General features: G+C 59.0%; 13 protein-coding genes and 1 other annotated feature. Of the genes, 8 read left to right on the forward strand and 5 right to left on the reverse strand.

What is annotated here, in order from left to right; genetic code table 11:
- Nucleotides 1-179: 179 nt before the first annotated feature.
- From aspS to JZX89_RS01165, 4 genes are all read left to right on the forward strand, one after another.
- Nucleotides 180-1,967: an aspartate--tRNA ligase gene (gene aspS, locus JZX89_RS01150; protein ID WP_207132850.1), complete on the forward strand. Its 1,788-nt coding sequence runs from the start codon at nucleotides 180-182 to the stop codon at nucleotides 1,965-1,967.
- A 254-nt stretch (nucleotides 1,968-2,221) separates the two neighbouring features.
- Nucleotides 2,222-3,667 (forward strand): cell envelope integrity protein CreD, encoded by a 1,446-nt coding sequence (gene creD / locus JZX89_RS01155; protein WP_207132851.1) that lies wholly within the window; start codon nucleotides 2,222-2,224, stop codon nucleotides 3,665-3,667.
- Nucleotides 3,668-3,979: 312 nt separating this feature from the next.
- Nucleotides 3,980-6,085, forward strand: a complete 2,106-nt coding sequence (locus tag JZX89_RS01160; RefSeq protein ID WP_207132852.1) for a methyl-accepting chemotaxis protein — start codon at nucleotides 3,980-3,982, stop codon at nucleotides 6,083-6,085.
- Nucleotides 6,086-6,163: 78 nt separating this feature from the next.
- Nucleotides 6,164-6,219: a sequence feature (sul1 is cis-regulatory element that is thought to sense ions involved in sulfur or methionine metabolism; They are found in Alphaproteobacteria), on the forward strand.
- 74 nt (nucleotides 6,220-6,293) lie between these two features.
- A complete protein-coding gene (locus JZX89_RS01165) occupies nucleotides 6,294-7,775 on the forward strand; it encodes a SulP family inorganic anion transporter (protein ID WP_207132853.1) in 1,482 nt (493 codons plus the stop codon).
- A 41-nt stretch (nucleotides 7,776-7,816) separates the two neighbouring features.
- On the opposite strand, the gene JZX89_RS01170 is transcribed toward JZX89_RS01165, so the two are convergent.
- Complete coding sequence (locus tag JZX89_RS01170) at nucleotides 7,817-9,007, reverse strand: aq_1923 C-terminal domain (RefSeq protein ID WP_153513534.1); 1,191 nt, start codon at nucleotides 9,005-9,007, stop codon at nucleotides 7,817-7,819.
- Nucleotides 9,008-9,236: 229 nt separating this feature from the next.
- Between JZX89_RS01170 and parC the strand changes: the two genes are divergently transcribed.
- On the forward strand, nucleotides 9,237-11,489 hold the full coding sequence (gene parC / locus JZX89_RS01175) for a DNA topoisomerase IV subunit A (RefSeq protein WP_153513535.1): 2,253 nt from the start codon (nucleotides 9,237-9,239) through the stop codon (nucleotides 11,487-11,489).
- Nucleotides 11,490-11,560: 71 nt separating this feature from the next.
- Here the strand turns inward: parC and JZX89_RS01180 are convergent, their stop codons facing one another.
- The 4 genes from JZX89_RS01180 to hemB form a co-directional block, all read right to left on the reverse strand.
- Complete coding sequence (locus tag JZX89_RS01180; protein WP_149897885.1) at nucleotides 11,561-11,803, reverse strand: AbrB/MazE/SpoVT family DNA-binding domain-containing protein; 243 nt, start codon at nucleotides 11,801-11,803, stop codon at nucleotides 11,561-11,563.
- A gap of 59 nt (nucleotides 11,804-11,862) precedes the next feature.
- On the reverse strand, nucleotides 11,863-12,621 hold the full coding sequence (locus JZX89_RS01185; protein ID WP_149897884.1) for an arginyltransferase: 759 nt from the start codon (nucleotides 12,619-12,621) through the stop codon (nucleotides 11,863-11,865).
- A gap of 178 nt (nucleotides 12,622-12,799) precedes the next feature.
- On the reverse strand, nucleotides 12,800-13,258 hold the full coding sequence (locus JZX89_RS01190; RefSeq protein ID WP_052818583.1) for an RDD family protein: 459 nt from the start codon (nucleotides 13,256-13,258) through the stop codon (nucleotides 12,800-12,802).
- A gap of 99 nt (nucleotides 13,259-13,357) precedes the next feature.
- Nucleotides 13,358-14,371 (reverse strand): porphobilinogen synthase, encoded by a 1,014-nt coding sequence (gene hemB, locus JZX89_RS01195; RefSeq protein WP_149897882.1) that lies wholly within the window; start codon nucleotides 14,369-14,371, stop codon nucleotides 13,358-13,360.
- A 172-nt stretch (nucleotides 14,372-14,543) separates the two neighbouring features.
- Between hemB and JZX89_RS01200 the strand changes: the two genes are divergently transcribed.
- From JZX89_RS01200 to ldtR, 3 genes are all read left to right on the forward strand, one after another.
- A complete protein-coding gene (locus tag JZX89_RS01200) occupies nucleotides 14,544-15,587 on the forward strand; it encodes a serine hydrolase domain-containing protein (RefSeq protein WP_207132854.1) in 1,044 nt (347 codons plus the stop codon).
- 134 nt (nucleotides 15,588-15,721) lie between these two features.
- A complete protein-coding gene (locus JZX89_RS01205; RefSeq protein ID WP_174372748.1) occupies nucleotides 15,722-16,159 on the forward strand; it encodes a DUF6163 family protein in 438 nt (145 codons plus the stop codon).
- A 234-nt stretch (nucleotides 16,160-16,393) separates the two neighbouring features.
- Entirely contained in the window at nucleotides 16,394-16,903 is a 510-nt protein-coding gene (ldtR, locus tag JZX89_RS01210) for a transcriptional regulator LdtR (protein WP_169539083.1), read from the forward strand.
- Nucleotides 16,904-17,077: the final 174 nt, after the last annotated feature.

Here is a 17,077-nt window from a genome sequence, read left to right on the forward strand (position 1 = left end):
GCGGGCCGACTCGGTTTGGCGGGCTGAATAAGCACTATCTAAAGCCAAGCCGGGGGAAAGGACAGTCAGGAGGCGACAATCTTGCGCTTTGCCTTGACAAATCAGGCTGGTCATGCGTTTTTCCGGCCAAATTCGACAGTGTGGCTGATCTGGCCCACGACACGTTCCAGGATATAAAAATGCATCGTTACCGCAGCCACACCTGTGCCGCTCTCCGCAAGTCCGACGTCGGCGAAACCGTTCGCCTTTCCGGTTGGGTCCACCGCGTGCGAGATCATGGCGGCGTTCTCTTCATCGACCTTCGCGACCATTACGGCATCACCCAGGTGGTGGCCGATCCTGATAGCCCGGCCTTCAAGGTTGCCGAGACGGTGCGCGGCGAATGGGTGATCCGCATCGACGGTCTCGTCAAGGCGCGCTCAGAGGACACCATCAACAAGGGCATGGCGACCGGCGAGATCGAGCTTTACGCGCAGGAGATCGAAGTTCTGGGTGTTGCCAAGGAATTGCCGCTGCCGGTGTTCGGTGAGCCGGAATATCCTGAAGACGTTCGCCTGAAATATCGCTTCCTCGACCTGCGCCGCGAGACGCTGCACAAGAACATCGTGCGCCGCACGCAGATCATCTCTTCCATGCGCAAGGGCATGGGCGATCTGGGCTTTGCCGAATATACGACGCCGATCCTCACCGCATCCTCGCCGGAAGGCGCGCGCGACTTCCTCGTTCCCTCGCGCATCCACGAAGGCCAGTTCTTCGCGCTGCCGCAGGCGCCGCAGCAGTACAAGCAGCTGCTGATGGTGGCCGGTTTCGACCGCTACTTCCAGATCGCTCCGTGCTTCCGCGATGAAGACCCGCGTGCCGACCGTCTGCCGGGTGAATTCTACCAGCTCGACGTTGAAATGAGCTTCGTGACCCAGGAAGATGTCTGGACCACGATGGAGCCGATGATGACGGCCGTGTTCGAACAGTTTGCCGAAGGCAAGCCGGTGACGAAACAGTGGCCACGCATTCCCTATGACGAATCGATCCGCAAATACGGTTCCGACAAGCCGGACCTGCGCAACCCGATCGTCATGGAAGCCGTGACCGAACATTTCGACGGTTCGGGCTTCAAGGTCTTTGCGAACATGATCGCTTCCAACCCCAAGGTTCAGGTCTGGGCCATTCCGGCCAAGACCGGCGGTTCGCGCGCTTTCTGTGACCGCATGAACGTCTGGGCGCAGAGCCAGGGCCAGCCCGGTCTCGGCTACATCTTCTGGAAGGAAGAAGACGGCAAGATCGGCGGCTCCGGCCCGCTCGCCAAGAACATCGGCGAGGAACGCACCGAGGCGCTGCGCACGCAGCTCGGCCTGGAAGTGGGCGACGCCTGCTTCTTCGTCGCCGGTGATCCGGCCAAGTTCTACAAGTTCGCCGGCGAGGCGCGCACCCGCGCTGCAGACGAGCTGAACCTGATCGACCGCGACCGGTTCGAAATGTGCTGGATCGTCGACTTCCCCTTCTTCGAATATAACGAAGAAGAAAAGAAGGTCGACTTCGCCCACAACCCCTTCTCCATGCCGCAGGGCGGCATGGAAGCGCTGGAAGGGCAGGATCCGCTGTCCATCAAGGCATTCCAGTATGACGCCGTCTGCAACGGCTTCGAAATCGCTTCCGGCTCGATCCGTAACCAGTCGCCCGAGCTGATGGTCAAGGCCTTCGAAAAGGTCGGTCTCTCGCCGACCGACGTGGAAGAGCGCTTCGGCGGTCTCTACCGCGCCTTCCAGTATGGTGCGCCTCCGCATGGCGGTTGTGCTTTCGGTATCGACCGTGTGGTCATGCTGCTGGTCGGCGCCAAGAACCTGCGCGAAATCACGCTGTTCCCGATGAACCAGCAGGCGCAGGACCTCCTGATGAACGCCCCGTCGCCGGCAACGCCGACGCAGCTTCGCGAACTGGCTCTGCGCGTGGTTCCGTCCAAGAAAGACTGATCTGCCCCATAAGGGTTTTGAACAAAGGGGCTGGCTGCAACGCCGGCCCTTTCTGTTTTTGCAACGACCTCGGCAAAGTCACAATTTTACCGCGAGTTTAACGGAATTCCGAGCGTAATCAGCCGAAATCCGATCCCAGTATAGTTTCGCGCCCATTTTGGGAACGCAAGACTATCAGGGGTTTTAAACTTGGGACAGCGCCGGCCGAACTTCGCTTTCGGTTTCGGCGCGATCATATTTAGAAGGATTTCAGAATGGCACATGAAACGGAAAAAGACCTTGCCCCGGTGGGTGGGCAGATACCTCCAGCCCCGCCGCGCAACGGCCTCGCCGTCAGCCTGCGTTCGCCGGGCGCAAAGTTCCTGATGATCGGTTTCATATCGATGGTTCTGCTCGTGCCGCTCCTTCTTGTCTGGGCGCTGACGGAAGAGCGCGCCTCGCGGGCGGAGGACGTTTCAGGCCGTATCGCCAGCGGCTGGGGTGGCGATCAGGTGGTGAACGGCCCCTATCTTGCCGTGCCTTTCGATGTGGATCGCCGCCGCGAGGTGAATGGCCAGAGCATCGTCGACCGCACGACGGAATGGGTGCTGGTCATGCCGGAAACGCTTGATGTCGCGGCCGATCTGAAGACCGAGGAGAAGCGGCTGTCGATCTACAGCCTGCCCGTCTATAGTGGCAACCTTGTCCTGAATGGCCGTTTCGGTGCCAGCATCCTTCAGGATCTCGCCCGTTTCTCCGGCACGCCGCGTCTGGACAGCGCCATTTTGGTCCTCAGCATACAGGACATTACCGGTATAAGGTCGAGCGCCGGTGTCAGGATTGATGGCGGTCCGGTGTTACCGTTCGATCCCGGCATGCGTGATATCTCGGTAATAGCGCCCCGTACCGGTCAGGATCCGTCTATCAGATCCGATGCAGGCGTGCACAGATCGATTGAAAGAGACCTTCTCGCAAAAGGCTTCGACTTCGATATAGCGTTCTCGCTGAACGGTTCCGGCAGCTTTGCCGTTGCGCCTGCTGGCCAGACCACGCGTTTGTCGGCAAAGGCCAACTGGCCGCATCCCGGTTTTGAAGGCCTGTTCCTGCCGGAGGAAAAGACCGTCACCGCCTCGGATTTCACGGCCAATTGGACAATCCCCTATCTCGCAAGGGGCATAGACCGGGTAGCGGAGGGTTCGCGCCTGCCGCTGACGAACAGCCTGATGACGATTAACCTCGTCGAGCCCGTGAAGTTCTACCAGATCATCGCACGCACGCTGAAATATTCGATAGGCTTCATCTCGCTGGTCTTTCTTGCCGTCTTCATCGTCGAACTCAGGGGCGGCAGCAGCGTGCACTGGATACAGTACGTGCTGACCGGGCTCGCGCTGATCGTTTTTTACGTGCTGCTGCTGGCGCTCGCGGAGCATACCGGCTTCACCATCGCCTATGCCGCGGCCTCGCTATCGACGGCGGCACTGATTGCCTTCTATCTCGGAAGCGCAACCAATAGTCGTAAGAATGGTGCGGCGCTGTTTACCGTTCTGGCGGTTTCCTATGGTGTCATGTATCTGGTTCTGAATGAAGACGAATATGCGCTGCTGGCCGGCGCGGTGATTTCCTTCATTGCCATAGCCGCCACCATGTTCGCCACCCGCCGGGTCGATTGGTCGGGAGCAGGCGCTTCGCAGATGCAAAACTCCACAAACGAGGTGGCATAGTCTAGCCTCTGCAGCCAGATTGGTTTCAATCGACGTAACCTCCCGTTTTTCCTTATCCGGCTTGGCGTCAGATGAGAAAAGCGGAGAGCGAATACTGAGGCGGGAAAGCAGTGCTTTCCCGCCCCTTGTCTACTCTGTTTCTGCTGCGGGTATATTAGTCGTGGGAGAACTTTGCTTGCGGGAGTCGTCTGTTTCTTCTCCCTAACCTGTGGATTGTCATAAAACCTTAATCAAACTGACAAATCCGGTAGAGAACTTCTTAAGTCTTGTCGATCATTCATCGCCCCATGAAATTTCACAAATGAGGGTTGAATGTTTTCGCTGGTCTCGACGTTCAAAATAGCGCATCGCGTGTCCATGCTGGCGCTGGCCGCGCTGTGTGGCATCGCCGTCATCGCGGGCATGCTGCTGTGGCAAAGGCAGATGGAGGAGCGTTATCGCGTCGCCGAAGACACGCTGATCCAGAGGGACGGGGTGTTGACGACACTGGTGGACGCTCTGCATGAAAGCCGCCTGCACCAGAGGGACTTCCTGCTTTCCAGGGACATGAATTCCGTCGCGCAGTTCGACCAGACGATGGGCAAGGTTGGGCAGTCCGTCAATTCTCTCGAAGGCAGCGCGACGCCGCAGATCCGCTTGAAACTTGATGCGCTGGCGCAGGGTGTTGCCGCCTATGGCGAACGCATGAAGGCGCTGGTTTCCAAAAATCAGGAGCTGGGTCTCACCCCTGCCGATGGTCTTGAAGGTGCGATGCGCAATGGTGTGCATTCCATTGAGAAACACATAGACACCGTCGCCAATGCCGAAATCCGCGCCAGCATGCTGATGATGCGTCGGCATGAAAAGGATTTCATCCTGCGGCGCGACGAAACCTATGCGACAAAACACGCCGCCGAGGTGGAAACCTTCAAGGCGCTGGTGAAGCTGGAATACCGGCCGGGTGCCGAGCGCCAGCGCATCATGGATGCTCTGGAGATCTACACCGCCGCCTTCCGATTTTATGCGCAGGCCGTGCTGGAGGAGCAAAAGGCGCGCGAAACGGTCGCCTCCGCTTACAATACGCTGCTTCCCGTTGTCGCTGATATTTCCTCGGCCTATCGGCAGGAGCGGCAGGCCAGCGCGCTCGAAAACAAGAATGCGGCGGAGACCACGGTTTCGATCGTCGTCGCCCTCATCGCCCTGACCGTCGTGATCCTTTTTGCCGGGGTCTATTTCATCGGCCGTTCGATAACCCGCCCCGCGACTTTGATCACCGGCGCGATGCGTCGCCTCGCCGACGGTGAAACCGAATTCGCCGTTCCCGGCCTGCGCCGTAAGGATGAATTTGGCGCCATGGCGCAGGCGCTGGAAATTTTCCGGCAGGCCGCCATCGCCAAGATTGAACTGGAGAACCAGACTTTTGCGGCCCGGCAACAGGCCGAAGACGAAAAGGCCCGGTTCCAGCGCGAGGCGGAGGCCGAGGCACAGGCGCGGTTGATGCAGGCGACAGGCGGCCTTGCGGCAGCGCTGCACCGCCTCGCCGCCGGTGATCTCTCCTTCGAGTTGAACGAGCCGTTTGCTCCGGATTTCGAGGCGCTGCGCCACGATCTCAACCGCACTATCCGCCAGCTGGATGCCGCCATGTCCGGCGTCGTGCAATCGAGCGTGGCGATCGACGGCGGCAGCCAGGAGATCAGCCAGAGCGCTGCCGATCTTGCCCGCCGCACCGAGCAGCAGGCCGCCTCGCTGGAAGAAACCGCCGCCGCTCTCGATGAGCTGACCGCGAATATCCGCATTTCGGCGGAGCGTGCGGTGGAAGCCCGAACGGTCGCCCATTCCGCCGATGAGGATGCCAGCCGCACGGCCGATCTCGTCGTCGACACCATCATGGCCATGGAAAAGATCGAGCAGTCATCCGGCAAGATCGGCAGCATTATCAGCGTCATCGATGAGATCGCCTTCCAGACCAACCTTCTCGCGCTCAATGCCGGCGTCGAGGCAGCTCGCGCGGGCCAGGCGGGACGCGGTTTCGCCGTCGTCGCCCAGGAGGTGCGCGAACTGGCGCAGCGCTCTGCAAAAGCGGCGGCCGAGATCAAGGTGCTGATCCGCAACTCCAGCACCGAGGTGAAGGACGGTGCGCGTTTCGTGCGGGAAACCGGCGCGGCGCTGTCGCGCATCGGCGGCTCGGTCAAGACAATCAACGGCCATATCGAAGCCATCGCCGTCGCGACGAGGGAGCAGTCGCTCGGGCTTTCCGAGATCAACACCACTGTCAACCATCTGGATCAGGGCACGCAGCAGAACGCCGCCATGGTCGAGGAAAACAATGCCGCCAGCGCCATGCTGGCGGGCGAGACCACCCGTCTCAAGGAACTAGTCCAGCAGTTCCGGTTAAGCGATATGGATATGCAGGGGTATGGTCTGCGCGAAGCGGCCTGACGCCTTATTCGTGGGCATCGAAAAGCGGGCGCGCAACTTGCCGCCCGCTTTTTTGCCGTTTATAGGTGGATTACTCACCACGGACCCGGTGAAATCCCGGGTGGCTCTTCTGGCCGCCGATCCGCCAGACAACGCAAAGCACCGACATTCTTTTTCAATCTACCGGACATGGCTCCGGCCGGTGCGTCATTCTTTGCGAAAAACTCAAATGAACAGATTTCAGACTTACAGACGTGAGTGGTTTTCCAATATTCGTGGCGATGTGCTTTCCGGCATCGTCGTGGCGCTCGCCCTCATTCCCGAAGCCATCGGCTTTTCCGTTATTGCCGGCGTCGATCCGAAAGTGGGGCTGTTTGCTTCCTTCGCCATCGCCTGTGTTTCCGCCTTCATTGGTGGCCGGCCGGGCATGATTTCCGCGGCCACCGCCGCAACGGCCGTCTTGATGGTCACGCTCGTCAAGGAGCACGGCCTGCAATATCTCTTTGCCGCCACCATCCTCATGGGCGTGCTGCAAATCGCGGCGGGTTTTGCGAGACTTGGCCGGGTGATGCGCTTCGTCTCGCGCTCGGTGATGACCGGTTTCGTCAATGCACTGGCGATCCTGATCTTCATGGCGCAATTGCCCGAACTGATCGGCGTACCGGTCGAAACCTATGTCATGATCGCAGCCGGCCTTGCGATCATCTATCTCTTTCCGCTGGTCACGAAAATCATCCCGTCACCGCTGGTCGCCATCGTCGTTTTGACCTGCGTAGCGGTTTTTTCCGGCATGGATATCCGCACCGTCGGCGATCTCGGCGAACTGCCCTCGACGCTGCCTATCTTCGCCCTGCCGCAGGTGCCGCTGACCTTCGAAACGTTGCAGATCATCTTTCCCTATTCCGTCGCACTGGCCGCCGTCGGCCTGCTGGAATCGCTGCTGACGGCCCAGATTGTCGATGACATGACGGATACGGGCAGCAACAAGAGCCAGGAATGCATCGGACAGGGGACGAGCAACATCGCGTCGGCGCTGATCGGCGGCATGGGCGGCTGCGCCATGATTGGCCAGTCCGTCATCAATGTCCGCTCCGGGGGCAGGGGCCGCCTGTCCACCTTCGTGGCGGGCGCTTTCCTGTTGTTCCTCATTCTGGTGCTTGATGATCTCGTGCGCATCATTCCAATGGCGGCTCTGGTGGCTGTCATGATCATGGTGTCCATCGGCACCTTCTCGTGGCGCTCGATCCTCGATCTTAGCCGCAATCCACCATCCTCCAGCATCGTTATGCTGGTAACGGTCGGCACCGTGCTCGCGACGCATGATCTGGCCAAAGGCGTGCTGGCAGGCGTGCTCCTGTCCGGCGTGTTTTTCGCGGGCAAGGTCTCAAAGCTTTTCCATGTCCGCCCGGAGCTTTCAGCCGATGGCTGGGAGCGGATCTACCGCGTCGATGGCCAGATATTCTTCGCCTCGACCGAGAGCTTCATCGCCGCTTTCGATTTCGCTGAAGAGGTGGAGGCGGTGACGATCGATGTCACGGAGGCGCATCTTTGGGATATTTCGGCGGTCGGAGCTTTGGACAAGGTGGTCCTGAAATTCCGCAAGACCGGCAAACGGGTCGAGGTCATCGGCGTCAACGAGGCGAGTGCCCATATGATCGACCGCTTCGCCCTGCACGACAAGCAGGATGCGTCGGCAGCCCCGTTGCACTGAGTAGAAAAAAGCCCCGGTTTTAAACCGGGGCTTTTTTTGTTCTATTCGTTTGCCGTCACCGTCACGCCGAGCATTTTCGGCAGGGTGTTCGGCGCGCCCATCGCAGCGCCCATGATCATCGGAAACGGAACCGGCTTTTCCGGCTCTGCGGTGATCGAGAAGTTCTTCGGGTTGTCGATATAGGTGTTGATCGCTGCCGACACCATGTTCTGCAATTCCGGAACGTTGAGCGAGGCCATCATGATGGGAGCCATGCCCTTGATGGTCTGGGCAAGCTGGTCGCCCGTCATGCCCTGCTGGCTGGCAGCGTAATCGATGGCGCGCTTGGTGATGCTGGCGTCTTCGAAGCTGATCTCGGCATTGACGAAGGAAAGCTGCTGCATCAGGCCGAGCATGGCAAGGCTTGCCGCTTGGTCGGCCTGTTCCTTGTTCGGGTTGGCTGCCTGAGCCTTCACGGTCTCCTGCATCGACTTGATGAAGGCGAGCGTGTAGCCGGAGAAGCCGAACGACATGTTGAGACGACCGACATCGGTGAGGTCGATGGCGTATTCCTCGACATCGACGGTGCCGGAAGCCACTTCCCAGCTGCCGCTCATGGTCATGTCGCCGGAAAGGGCCTTGAGTTCGAGCTTCTCGATCGCGTCCTTGGTAGCCGGGTCGGTGACTTCGCTAAGATCAGCCTTGAAGCCGGAGGCGTCGAGTTCGAAACCGATCGAGGCCTTGTCGTCGCTGACGGACATCGTAGCGGTGCTTTCCTCGAGCGAGAAAGCCTGCTTGCCGTCGACGGAAACGGAAACCGGACCGCTATGCGCTTCGTCATAGAACATCAGCGCATCCACAGTGCCCGTGGTCGCATCGGCGGGAATGACGAGGCCGGACATGTAGATGTCGCTCGCCTTGATCTCCACTTTTTCCTGTTTGTAGTCGATATTGTCGAAACGGGCGTTCTTGATCTTGTAGCCGCCGTTGTTTTCCTCGACGCCTTCTAGCGTGACATTGCCGACCGGAAACTTCTTGGCCGGATCAGCGGCCGCGTTGAAGGTCACGTCATTCAGCGTCACGGTGGAGCCGTTGACGGCAACCGAGCCGGCGGCGATCTCGCCGCCCTGGGCGGCATAGGCTGCATTGATCTTCTTCAGCACATCCCCGCCATCCAGCGCGAAAGCCGGCGCTGAAAGCACAAGAAGCGCGGCACTCGCAAAAAGAACCTGCCGGGTGGATTTCAATCTCATGATGTTTCTTCCCTCAACGTACGGATGTGCACCGTGTCAGAATGCTAATGGTGATACTTATATTCACGATTATTCAAAGGTCTACAGAATTTAGATCGATTCGCATGACGGCGGCATTGCGGCATTTACATCGCGGTTAACAAAAAACCTCGTGAAAGAGGCGTTTTCATCCACAGGGCAGACCCCTGAATTTCTTGCCGGGTTCCGGCATTTCCGCTAGTCAAGCACCATGGGAAAAAATCTTGTACCTCCGTCAGGCGGAGACGATAACATTCATCCGGTCGATTTGAAGGCGGCGCTTGAAGAGCGCTACCTCGCTTACGCCCTATCCACGATCATGCATCGTGCGCTGCCGGATGTGCGCGACGGCCTGAAGCCGGTGCATCGCCGCATCATCCACGCCATGAGCGAGATGGGCATCCGCCCCAACTCGGCCTTCAAGAAATGCGCCCGTATCGTCGGTGACGTGATCGGTAAGTTCCACCCGCATGGCGACCAGTCGGTCTATGATGCGCTGGTACGCCTCGCGCAGGATTTCTCGCAGCGTTATCCGATCGTCGACGGGCAGGGCAATTTCGGCAACATCGATGGCGACGGCGCCGCCGCCTATCGTTACACCGAAGCGCGCATGACCGATGTGGCGGCGCTGCTGCTGGAAGGCATCGGCGAGGACGCGGTGGATTTCCGCGCCACCTACAACGAGGAAGACGAGGAACCGGTGGTCCTGCCGGGCGCTTTCCCGAACCTTCTGGCAAACGGCGCCTCCGGCATCGCCGTCGGCATGGCGACATCGATCCCGCCCCACAATGCCCATGAACTTTGCGACGCCGCACTTCATCTCATCAAGCACCCCGATGCGACGGTTGAGAAGCTGGTGGAGTTCATTCCCGGCCCGGACCTGCCGACCGGTGGCATCATCATCGAAAGCCGCGAGAATATTCTCGAGGCATACAAGACGGGGCGCGGCGGTTTCCGCGTTCGCGCCAAGTGGGAAACGGAAGATCTCGGCCGCGGCGGTTACCAGATCGTCATCACCGAAATTCCCTTCCAGGTGCAGAAATCTCGGCTGATCGAAAAGATCGCCGAGCTGTTGCTCGCCCGCAAGCTGCCGCTGCTGGAGGATGTTCGCGACGAGTCCGCCGAAGACGTGCGTATCGTGCTGGTGCCGAAGAACCGCACCGTCGATGCGACGCTTCTGATGGAATCACTGTTCCGCCTGTCCGACCTCGAAAGCCGCCTGCCGCTCAACATGAACGTGTTGTCGCTTGGCAAGGTGCCGAAGGTGATGGCGCTGAACGAGGTGCTGAGCGAATGGCTGGCGCACCGCAAGGACGTGCTGGTCCGCCGCTCCCGTCACCGTCTGGCCGCCATCGACCGCAGGCTCGAGATTCTGGGCGGCCTGCTGGTCGCCTATCTCAATCTGGATGAGGTGATCCGCATCATCCGCGAGGAGGACGAGCCGAAACAGGTGATGATGGCCAGGTGGTCGCTCACCGACAATCAGGCCGAAGCCATCCTCAACATGCGGCTGCGCAATCTGCGCAAGCTCGAGGAATTCGAAATCCGCAAGGAACACGACGACCTCAGCAGCGAGAAGGCCGAAATCGAAGGACTGCTCGCCTCCGACGACAAGCAGTGGCAGACCGTCGCCTGGGAAATCGGCGAGGTCAAAAAGAAATACGCCAAGGCAACCGAGATCGGCCGTCGTCGCACGCAATTCGCCGATGCACCGGATGCCGATATCGATGCTATCCATCAGTCGATGATCGAGAAGGAACCGGTCACCATCGTCATCTCGCAGAAGGGCTGGATCAGGGCGCTGAAGGGGCACATGTCCGACACGTCCGCCCTGACCTTCAAGGAAGGCGACGGTCCGAAGCTCGCCTTCCCGGCGCAGACGACCGACAAGCTGCTGCTTCTGACCACCGGCGGCAAGGCCTATACGCTCGGTGCCGACAAGCTGCCGGGTGGACGCGGCCATGGCGAGCCGATCCGCATCATGGTCGATATGGAGAACGATCAGGATATCCTGACGGCCTTCGTTCACGATCCATCGCGCAAGCTGCTGCTCGTCTCCACCGGCGGCAACGGCTTCATCGTCGCCGAAAGCGAAATGATCGCCAACACCCGCAAGGGCAAGCAGATCATGAATGTCGCCATGCCTGACGAAGCCAAGCTTGCCGTGCCGGTGACCGGCGACCATGTCGCCGTCGTGGGCGAAAACCGCAAGCTTTTGGCTTTCCCGCTGTCGCAGGTGCCGGAAATGTCGCGCGGCAAGGGCGTGCGCCTGCAACGCTACAAGGATGGCGGCGTGGTGGACGTGAAGTGCTTCGCGCTGGCGGAAGGCTTGAGCTGGTCCGACACGGCCGGACGTCTGTTCAACAAGGTCGGCGAAGAACTGCGCGAATGGCTGGCCGACCGCGCCACCGTTGGCCGCACCGTGCCGAAGGGGTTTCCGCGTAGCGGGAAGTTCGGTGGGTGATGTGATTGACGTTCCCGGCACCGCCGGGACGTTTTCTATCGTATTTGTTTGGTGGTCAAACCAAGCGAATTTTATGATTTTGCGAGCGTTTTCAAGGCGACGTGGTACTTGCGCATCGCGCTCCGCGCATGTTCAAGCTGACGATCAAAATCATCTGTCGCCTCATCCACACCACTGGCGGATCGCACGTCAAGCACATTGCCATCGATTCGTAGATTGAGAACGTCGCCGATCTTCCAGCCAAGCCGTTCAAGCATGTCCTTGGGGATAATAATACCTGCGGCTTCGCCGATCTCGAAAATGGTTGCTTTCATATGAAGTACTCCAAGTTTAAATGGAGTTTATCGGATGAATTTGACTGTTTGGCGAACTCTTATTCTTCTTTAGGAGAATAAACCTCCCACCCGCGCGGCGTCAGATGTTCCTGCGGATGGTATCTGGTCTTGTAGCCCATCTTGTCCGAGCCATCGACCCAGTAACCAAGATACACATGCGGCAGGCCGAGTGCGCGGGTGCGGGTGATGTGATCGATGATCATGAAGGTGCCGAGCGAGCGTTTTTCGAGGTCGGGGTTGAAGAACGAATAGACCATCGACAGCCCGTCGCTCATCACGTCGCTGAGCGCCACGGCCAGCAATTCGCCGCGTTTGCTGGCGTCGATGCCGGAGCCGGGTTCGCGCAGGCGATATTCGATGATGCGGGTGTTCACATGCGTGTCTTCGACCATGATCGCATAGTCCAGCGCCGACATGTCGGACATGCCGCCCGACTGGTGGCGGTGGTCGAGATAGCGACGGAACAGGGAGAACTGCTCGGTGGAAGGCTCGGCGGCGTGGACGGTGGCGACGACATCCCTGTTGATGGACAAGACGCGCCGCATCGATTTCGTCGGCTGGAACTGTTCGGTCAGGATACGCACGGAAACGCAGGCGCGGCAGTTTTCGCAGGCCGGGCGATAGGCGATGTTTTGCGAACGCCTGAAGCCGCCCTGAGTCAGAAGGTCGTTCATATCAGACGCGCGCGGGCCAACCAGATGCGTAAAAACCTTCCGCTCCATCTGGTTCGGCAGATAGGGACAGGTGGCCGGTGCCGTAAGATAGAATTGAGGAGAGGGCGTCGCCTGCGTGTTCATGGAACCGTGATCGCCTCCTGCGTCTGTTATGAAAGCGAGCCGCGATTTCACGGGGTTGGCGGCGGCGCTTCAAGCGACAAGCATAATGTCACAGAATGGCAAAATGACGGAAAACGTCAACTGCGGGATGAGGTATTTACCGCCTTTGAAAGCCACGTTTTCGTGGCTTTCCTCGATATCAGCGTGTTCTGACCATGACGGTGCCGAGCAGGAAGTCGTGAACGAGGCGCGAGCGCTCGGTAAACAGGCCTGCCAGAAGAATCAAAGGGGTCAAAACCGAGTTGATGACCCAGAACAGCACGATGTGCACGGTCGCCAACAGAAAATCGATTCGCCGCCCGTCCATGCGCGCCATCGCGATGCCCATGGCCCGCATGCCGGGTGTGGCCTGCGAGGGACCGCCGAGTGATATGCCGAAATAAAGCACCGCGACGATGACGAACAGCGCCGGGAAGAGAAACCAGCCAAGGCCGAAGGTAATCACGCCGAGAAAAAAAACGATGACCGCAGCCGGGATGCACAGAAGCAGAACGATCGCGTAGTCGATCAGGAACGCGAAGACGCGCCGGCTCAGGACGCCGCTATAGGCGCGCCAGTCGTCCGGTGCGGCATAGGTGGGGTTCTGGTCGAGGCTCATCGGTCGTTTTCTCCTAAAGAAGGTCTGACAGCTCGGCATATGTGCCGTGTCAGCAGACAATATGGGAAGAAAACGACCGAATACAATAAGACGTGGCCGTCAGCCCTTTGCGAGCTTGCGTGCAGCCTCGATGGCGAAATAGCTGAGGATGCCGTCGCAGCCTGCACGCTTGAAACAGAGAAGCGTTTCCATCATCACCCGCTCGCCGTCGATCCAGCCATTCATGGCCGCCGCCTTGATCTGGGTATATTCGCCTGACACCTGATAAGCGAAGGTCGGCAGCCCGAAATTCTCCTTCAGCCGCCAGCAGATGTCGAGATAGGGCAGGCCGGGTTTGACCATCAGCATGTCAGCCCCTTCCTCCACGTCGAGCGCCGCATCGCGGATCGCCTCCATGCCGTTGGCGGGGCTGATGTAATAACTGTTCTTGTCGCCCTTCAGCAGGCCAGCCGTGGAAATGGCTTCGCGATAGGGGCCATAATAACCGGAGGCGAATTTCGTCGCATAAGCCATGATGCCGACATTCTGATGCCCGGCGGCATCAAGACCGCGACGGATGGCGCCGACACGGCCATCCATCATCTCTGAAGGAGAGATAATGTCGGAGCCGGCATCCGCCTGAAGGATCGCCGCCCTGACGACCTGATCGACCGTCTCGTCATTGACGATCTCGTCGCCGCGCAAAATGCCGTCATGCCCGTGGCTGGTGAAAGGGTCGAGCGCGACATCGGTGATCATACCGATATTTGGAACGGCTTTTTTGACCGCGATAGTCGCCTGATTGATGAGATTGTTGGCCTCCAGCGCATTCGAGCCGGTCTCGTCACGCAGCTCCATCTCGATATTCGGAAAGGTGGCGATTGCCGGGATGCCGAGGTCGGCAGCTTCCTTCGCCGCTTCCACAAGTCGGTCGATACTCATCCGGTTGACGCCGGGCATCGCCGGAATGGGATCGAGGATATTGCTGCCCGGCACGATGAACACTGGCCAGATGAGATCGTCGACGGTCAGGCGGTTCTCCTGCACCAGACGGCGCGTCCAATCCGCCTTGCGATTGCGCCGCATGCGGCGATGGCCGGTAATCTCGTCGACCAGATGCGTTTTGTCCTGCATGTAAGAATATCCTTCGTATCCCGTCCATTCTGGAAAGCTCCATAACACGGAGGGCGCACGATGCGAATGCGACAATTTTCCTGCAATGCTGTTGGGGAATAATGCGGCGTTACCAGGAGTTGACACGGTCGATTGTGCAAGCCTGCACGGAACAGGCCAGTAGGGGTGATAGATGCAAACGCCGAAGCTTGAGCGGATCGCGGCCGGATATACCTTTCCGCCCGGTGCCGCTGGACTTGCCCTGACTGTCGAGCAGCCGTCCACCGGTTTTTCCTGCCGGCACGGCGAAGCGCAACGGCCCTATTTCATCGCCAGCATCACCAAGTTGTTCACGGCGGCTTTGATCGTCCAGCTGTGCGAGGAGCATAAGCTCACGCTGGATGCCCGCGCCTCGGACCTGCTCGGATGCGAGACGATGGCTGGCCTTAATATTTACGATGGACGTGATTTCGGATCGCAGGTCGCAATCGGTGAACTTCTGGCCCATACCTCCGGCATCCCGGACTATTTCGAGGACAAGCGGCCGGACGGAGGCACGGTCCTTGCCGATCTGCTCAAGGCAGACAGGGGCTGGAGTTTCGACGAACTTCTGTCCATTTCCCGCTCCATGAAGGCTCACTTTGCGCCCTCCACGCCCAGAAAGGCATTCTACAGCGACACCAACTATATGCTGCTCGGGCGCATCGTTGAAATTCTGGCCGGTTGTTCTTATGAAAATGCGCTCCGTAACCGTATCTTTCAGCCGCTGGCGCTGGAAGACACCTGGCTCTTCACGCCGGCGACGCTTGATCGCTATCGCGAGGTCACGGCGGTTATGTATCGAAACATGCCTCTACATACTCCCAGGGCTCTAGCCTCGTTTGCCGCCGAAGGCGCCATCGTCTCGACCATGCGGGACCAGATCCGGTTTCTGCGCGCTTTTGTTGGGGGTGAGTTGTTTCCCAAAACCAGCCTCACGGGGATGACGGCGCAATGGCGCTCGATCTTCTCGCCTTTGGTGCCTCTTTCTTATGGCATCGGTGTCATGCGGTTCAGCATTCCGCGCTGGCAGTCGCCTTTCTTTCCCGTCCCCGCCATGATCGGCCATTCCGGCGTCTTCGGGACCATGCTGTTTTATGTGCCGGACCGCGATCTCTACATCGCCGGGACTGTCAACCAAATGGTGCCGCGCAGTCTTGCCTATCGCCTGCTGGTGCGGATCGCCCTGGCCTTCTGAGGAAACAAGGCGCGGCCCCTCGAAGGTCCTGCGGTTCCACACCCGCCATGAACGGGCGATGCTGCTTTGACAAGACGAGCCAGCGGATTCAATATGGGCTGGTCGCCCGCCCGTCGAGACCGTATCTTCCGGCCATGGAACCTGATTCTCAACCTCTGCCGAAGCTCCCGCTTACGGAAATCCTCTTTCTGGTCTTCATGAGACTGGTCGCGGTCTCCTGTTTCTGGTTCGGCCTGCAATATTGGGCAATGCTCACGGGGTACTCGCTGGGCGGGCAGGGGCGGTTCGATATGCTGAACCTGCCCTGGCGGGTGGCGGGCAGCGCGCTTGCAGTCATTTTCCCGGTCGCGGCACTCGGTCTCTGGCTTGGCGCCTCCTGGGGCGCCGTCATGTGGGTCATGGGCGCAGGCGCGCAGATCGCCATGTATAAGGTATGGCCACATATCTTTGGCGCCAACACGCTGGTACCCGTCATGCACGGCCTCGTGGCAACCATTTATATACTATTTCTGGTCGCTTTCTGGCTGGATCACCGCCAGAATGAAGAACGCGCAAGAATTGATTTACCATAAGAATAAAGCAATTGGGCCTGATTTTCGGCTGTTTTTTATCGCTAAGTCATTGATTTATAATAGATGAGCTCTGGCCATTCCCGCTTCGCCACAAGTTGGCCCCTCCAGGGAAAATGCAGGTAACCATTTGTTAATCGTAGCTTTTAAGTAGAATTTTATGCGCATTGATTAGGTTCTCACTCAAGGCGGGAGACAAACAAACACACCGCCAAACAAAACAGTGAGGCAGTCATGATCAATAGCAAAGTTAAGCCGCAGGCCGTTGTTGCCGACGCACACGAAGATACCATCCGTTCGCTCTACATGGAGTCGCTGCACCTGGTGGAACGTCTCCACCGCCGCCTCCTCGATGTCATCAAGGACGAGTTCGATCGTCAGGGTCGTGATGACGTCAACGCCGTACAGGCGCTCCTGCTTTTCAACATCGGCAATTCCGAATTGACGGCCGGTGAACTTCGTTCCCGCGGTTATTACCTCGGCTCGAACGTTTCCTACAACGTCAAGAAGCTGGTCGACCTTGGTCTCATCAACCATCAGCGCTCGCGTGTCGACCGCCGCTCGGTCCGCATCAGCCTGACTGAAGAAGGCCAGGCCATCGCCGAAACGGTTGCCCGCCTTTATGAACGCCACGTCGGCTCGATCGAAAAGGTCGGCGGCATCGGTACCGGCGAGTTCTCCGAAATGAACAAGCTGCTGCAGCGTCTCGATCGCTTCTGGAACGACTCGATCGCTTATCGTCTCTAATATCCGCGACGGTTTCACTGTTTAAGCCGGGGGCATCGCTTTGCCTCCGGCTTGCGGATTCAGAGCAACGCCGACGCTTGTTTTTCATGTCAAGCCCGTTGCCTTATCCGGGCCTTCGCCTTTATTTTCAGGCAACACAGCTTTGTGAGAAAAGGCTCGTGACACGAATTGGCC

It is taken from the genome of Agrobacterium burrii, from assembly GCF_017313405.1.
GTDB classification, from domain to species: Bacteria; Pseudomonadota; Alphaproteobacteria; order Rhizobiales; family Rhizobiaceae; genus Agrobacterium; species Agrobacterium burrii.

Coding starts and splice junctions, on each gene's coding strand:
- parC (WP_153513535.1), top strand. CDS start 9,237: ATGGGAAAAAATCTTGTACCTCCGTCAGGCGGAGACGATAACATTCAT.
- JZX89_RS01160 (WP_207132852.1), top strand. CDS start 3,980: ATGTTTTCGCTGGTCTCGACGTTCAAAATAGCGCATCGCGTGTCCATG.
- JZX89_RS01190 (WP_052818583.1), bottom strand. CDS start 13,258: ATGAGCCTCGACCAGAACCCCACCTATGCCGCACCGGACGACTGGCGC.
- JZX89_RS01180 (WP_149897885.1), bottom strand. CDS start 11,803: ATGAAAGCAACCATTTTCGAGATCGGCGAAGCCGCAGGTATTATTATC.
- hemB (WP_149897882.1), bottom strand. CDS start 14,371: ATGCAGGACAAAACGCATCTGGTCGACGAGATTACCGGCCATCGCCGC.
- JZX89_RS01185 (WP_149897884.1), bottom strand. CDS start 12,621: ATGAACACGCAGGCGACGCCCTCTCCTCAATTCTATCTTACGGCACCG.
- JZX89_RS01200 (WP_207132854.1), top strand. CDS start 14,544: ATGCAAACGCCGAAGCTTGAGCGGATCGCGGCCGGATATACCTTTCCG.
- JZX89_RS01205 (WP_174372748.1), top strand. CDS start 15,722: ATGGAACCTGATTCTCAACCTCTGCCGAAGCTCCCGCTTACGGAAATC.
- creD (WP_207132851.1), top strand. CDS start 2,222: ATGGCACATGAAACGGAAAAAGACCTTGCCCCGGTGGGTGGGCAGATA.
- JZX89_RS01165 (WP_207132853.1), top strand. CDS start 6,294: ATGAACAGATTTCAGACTTACAGACGTGAGTGGTTTTCCAATATTCGT.
- aspS (WP_207132850.1), top strand. CDS start 180: ATGCATCGTTACCGCAGCCACACCTGTGCCGCTCTCCGCAAGTCCGAC.
- JZX89_RS01170 (WP_153513534.1), bottom strand. CDS start 9,007: ATGAGATTGAAATCCACCCGGCAGGTTCTTTTTGCGAGTGCCGCGCTT.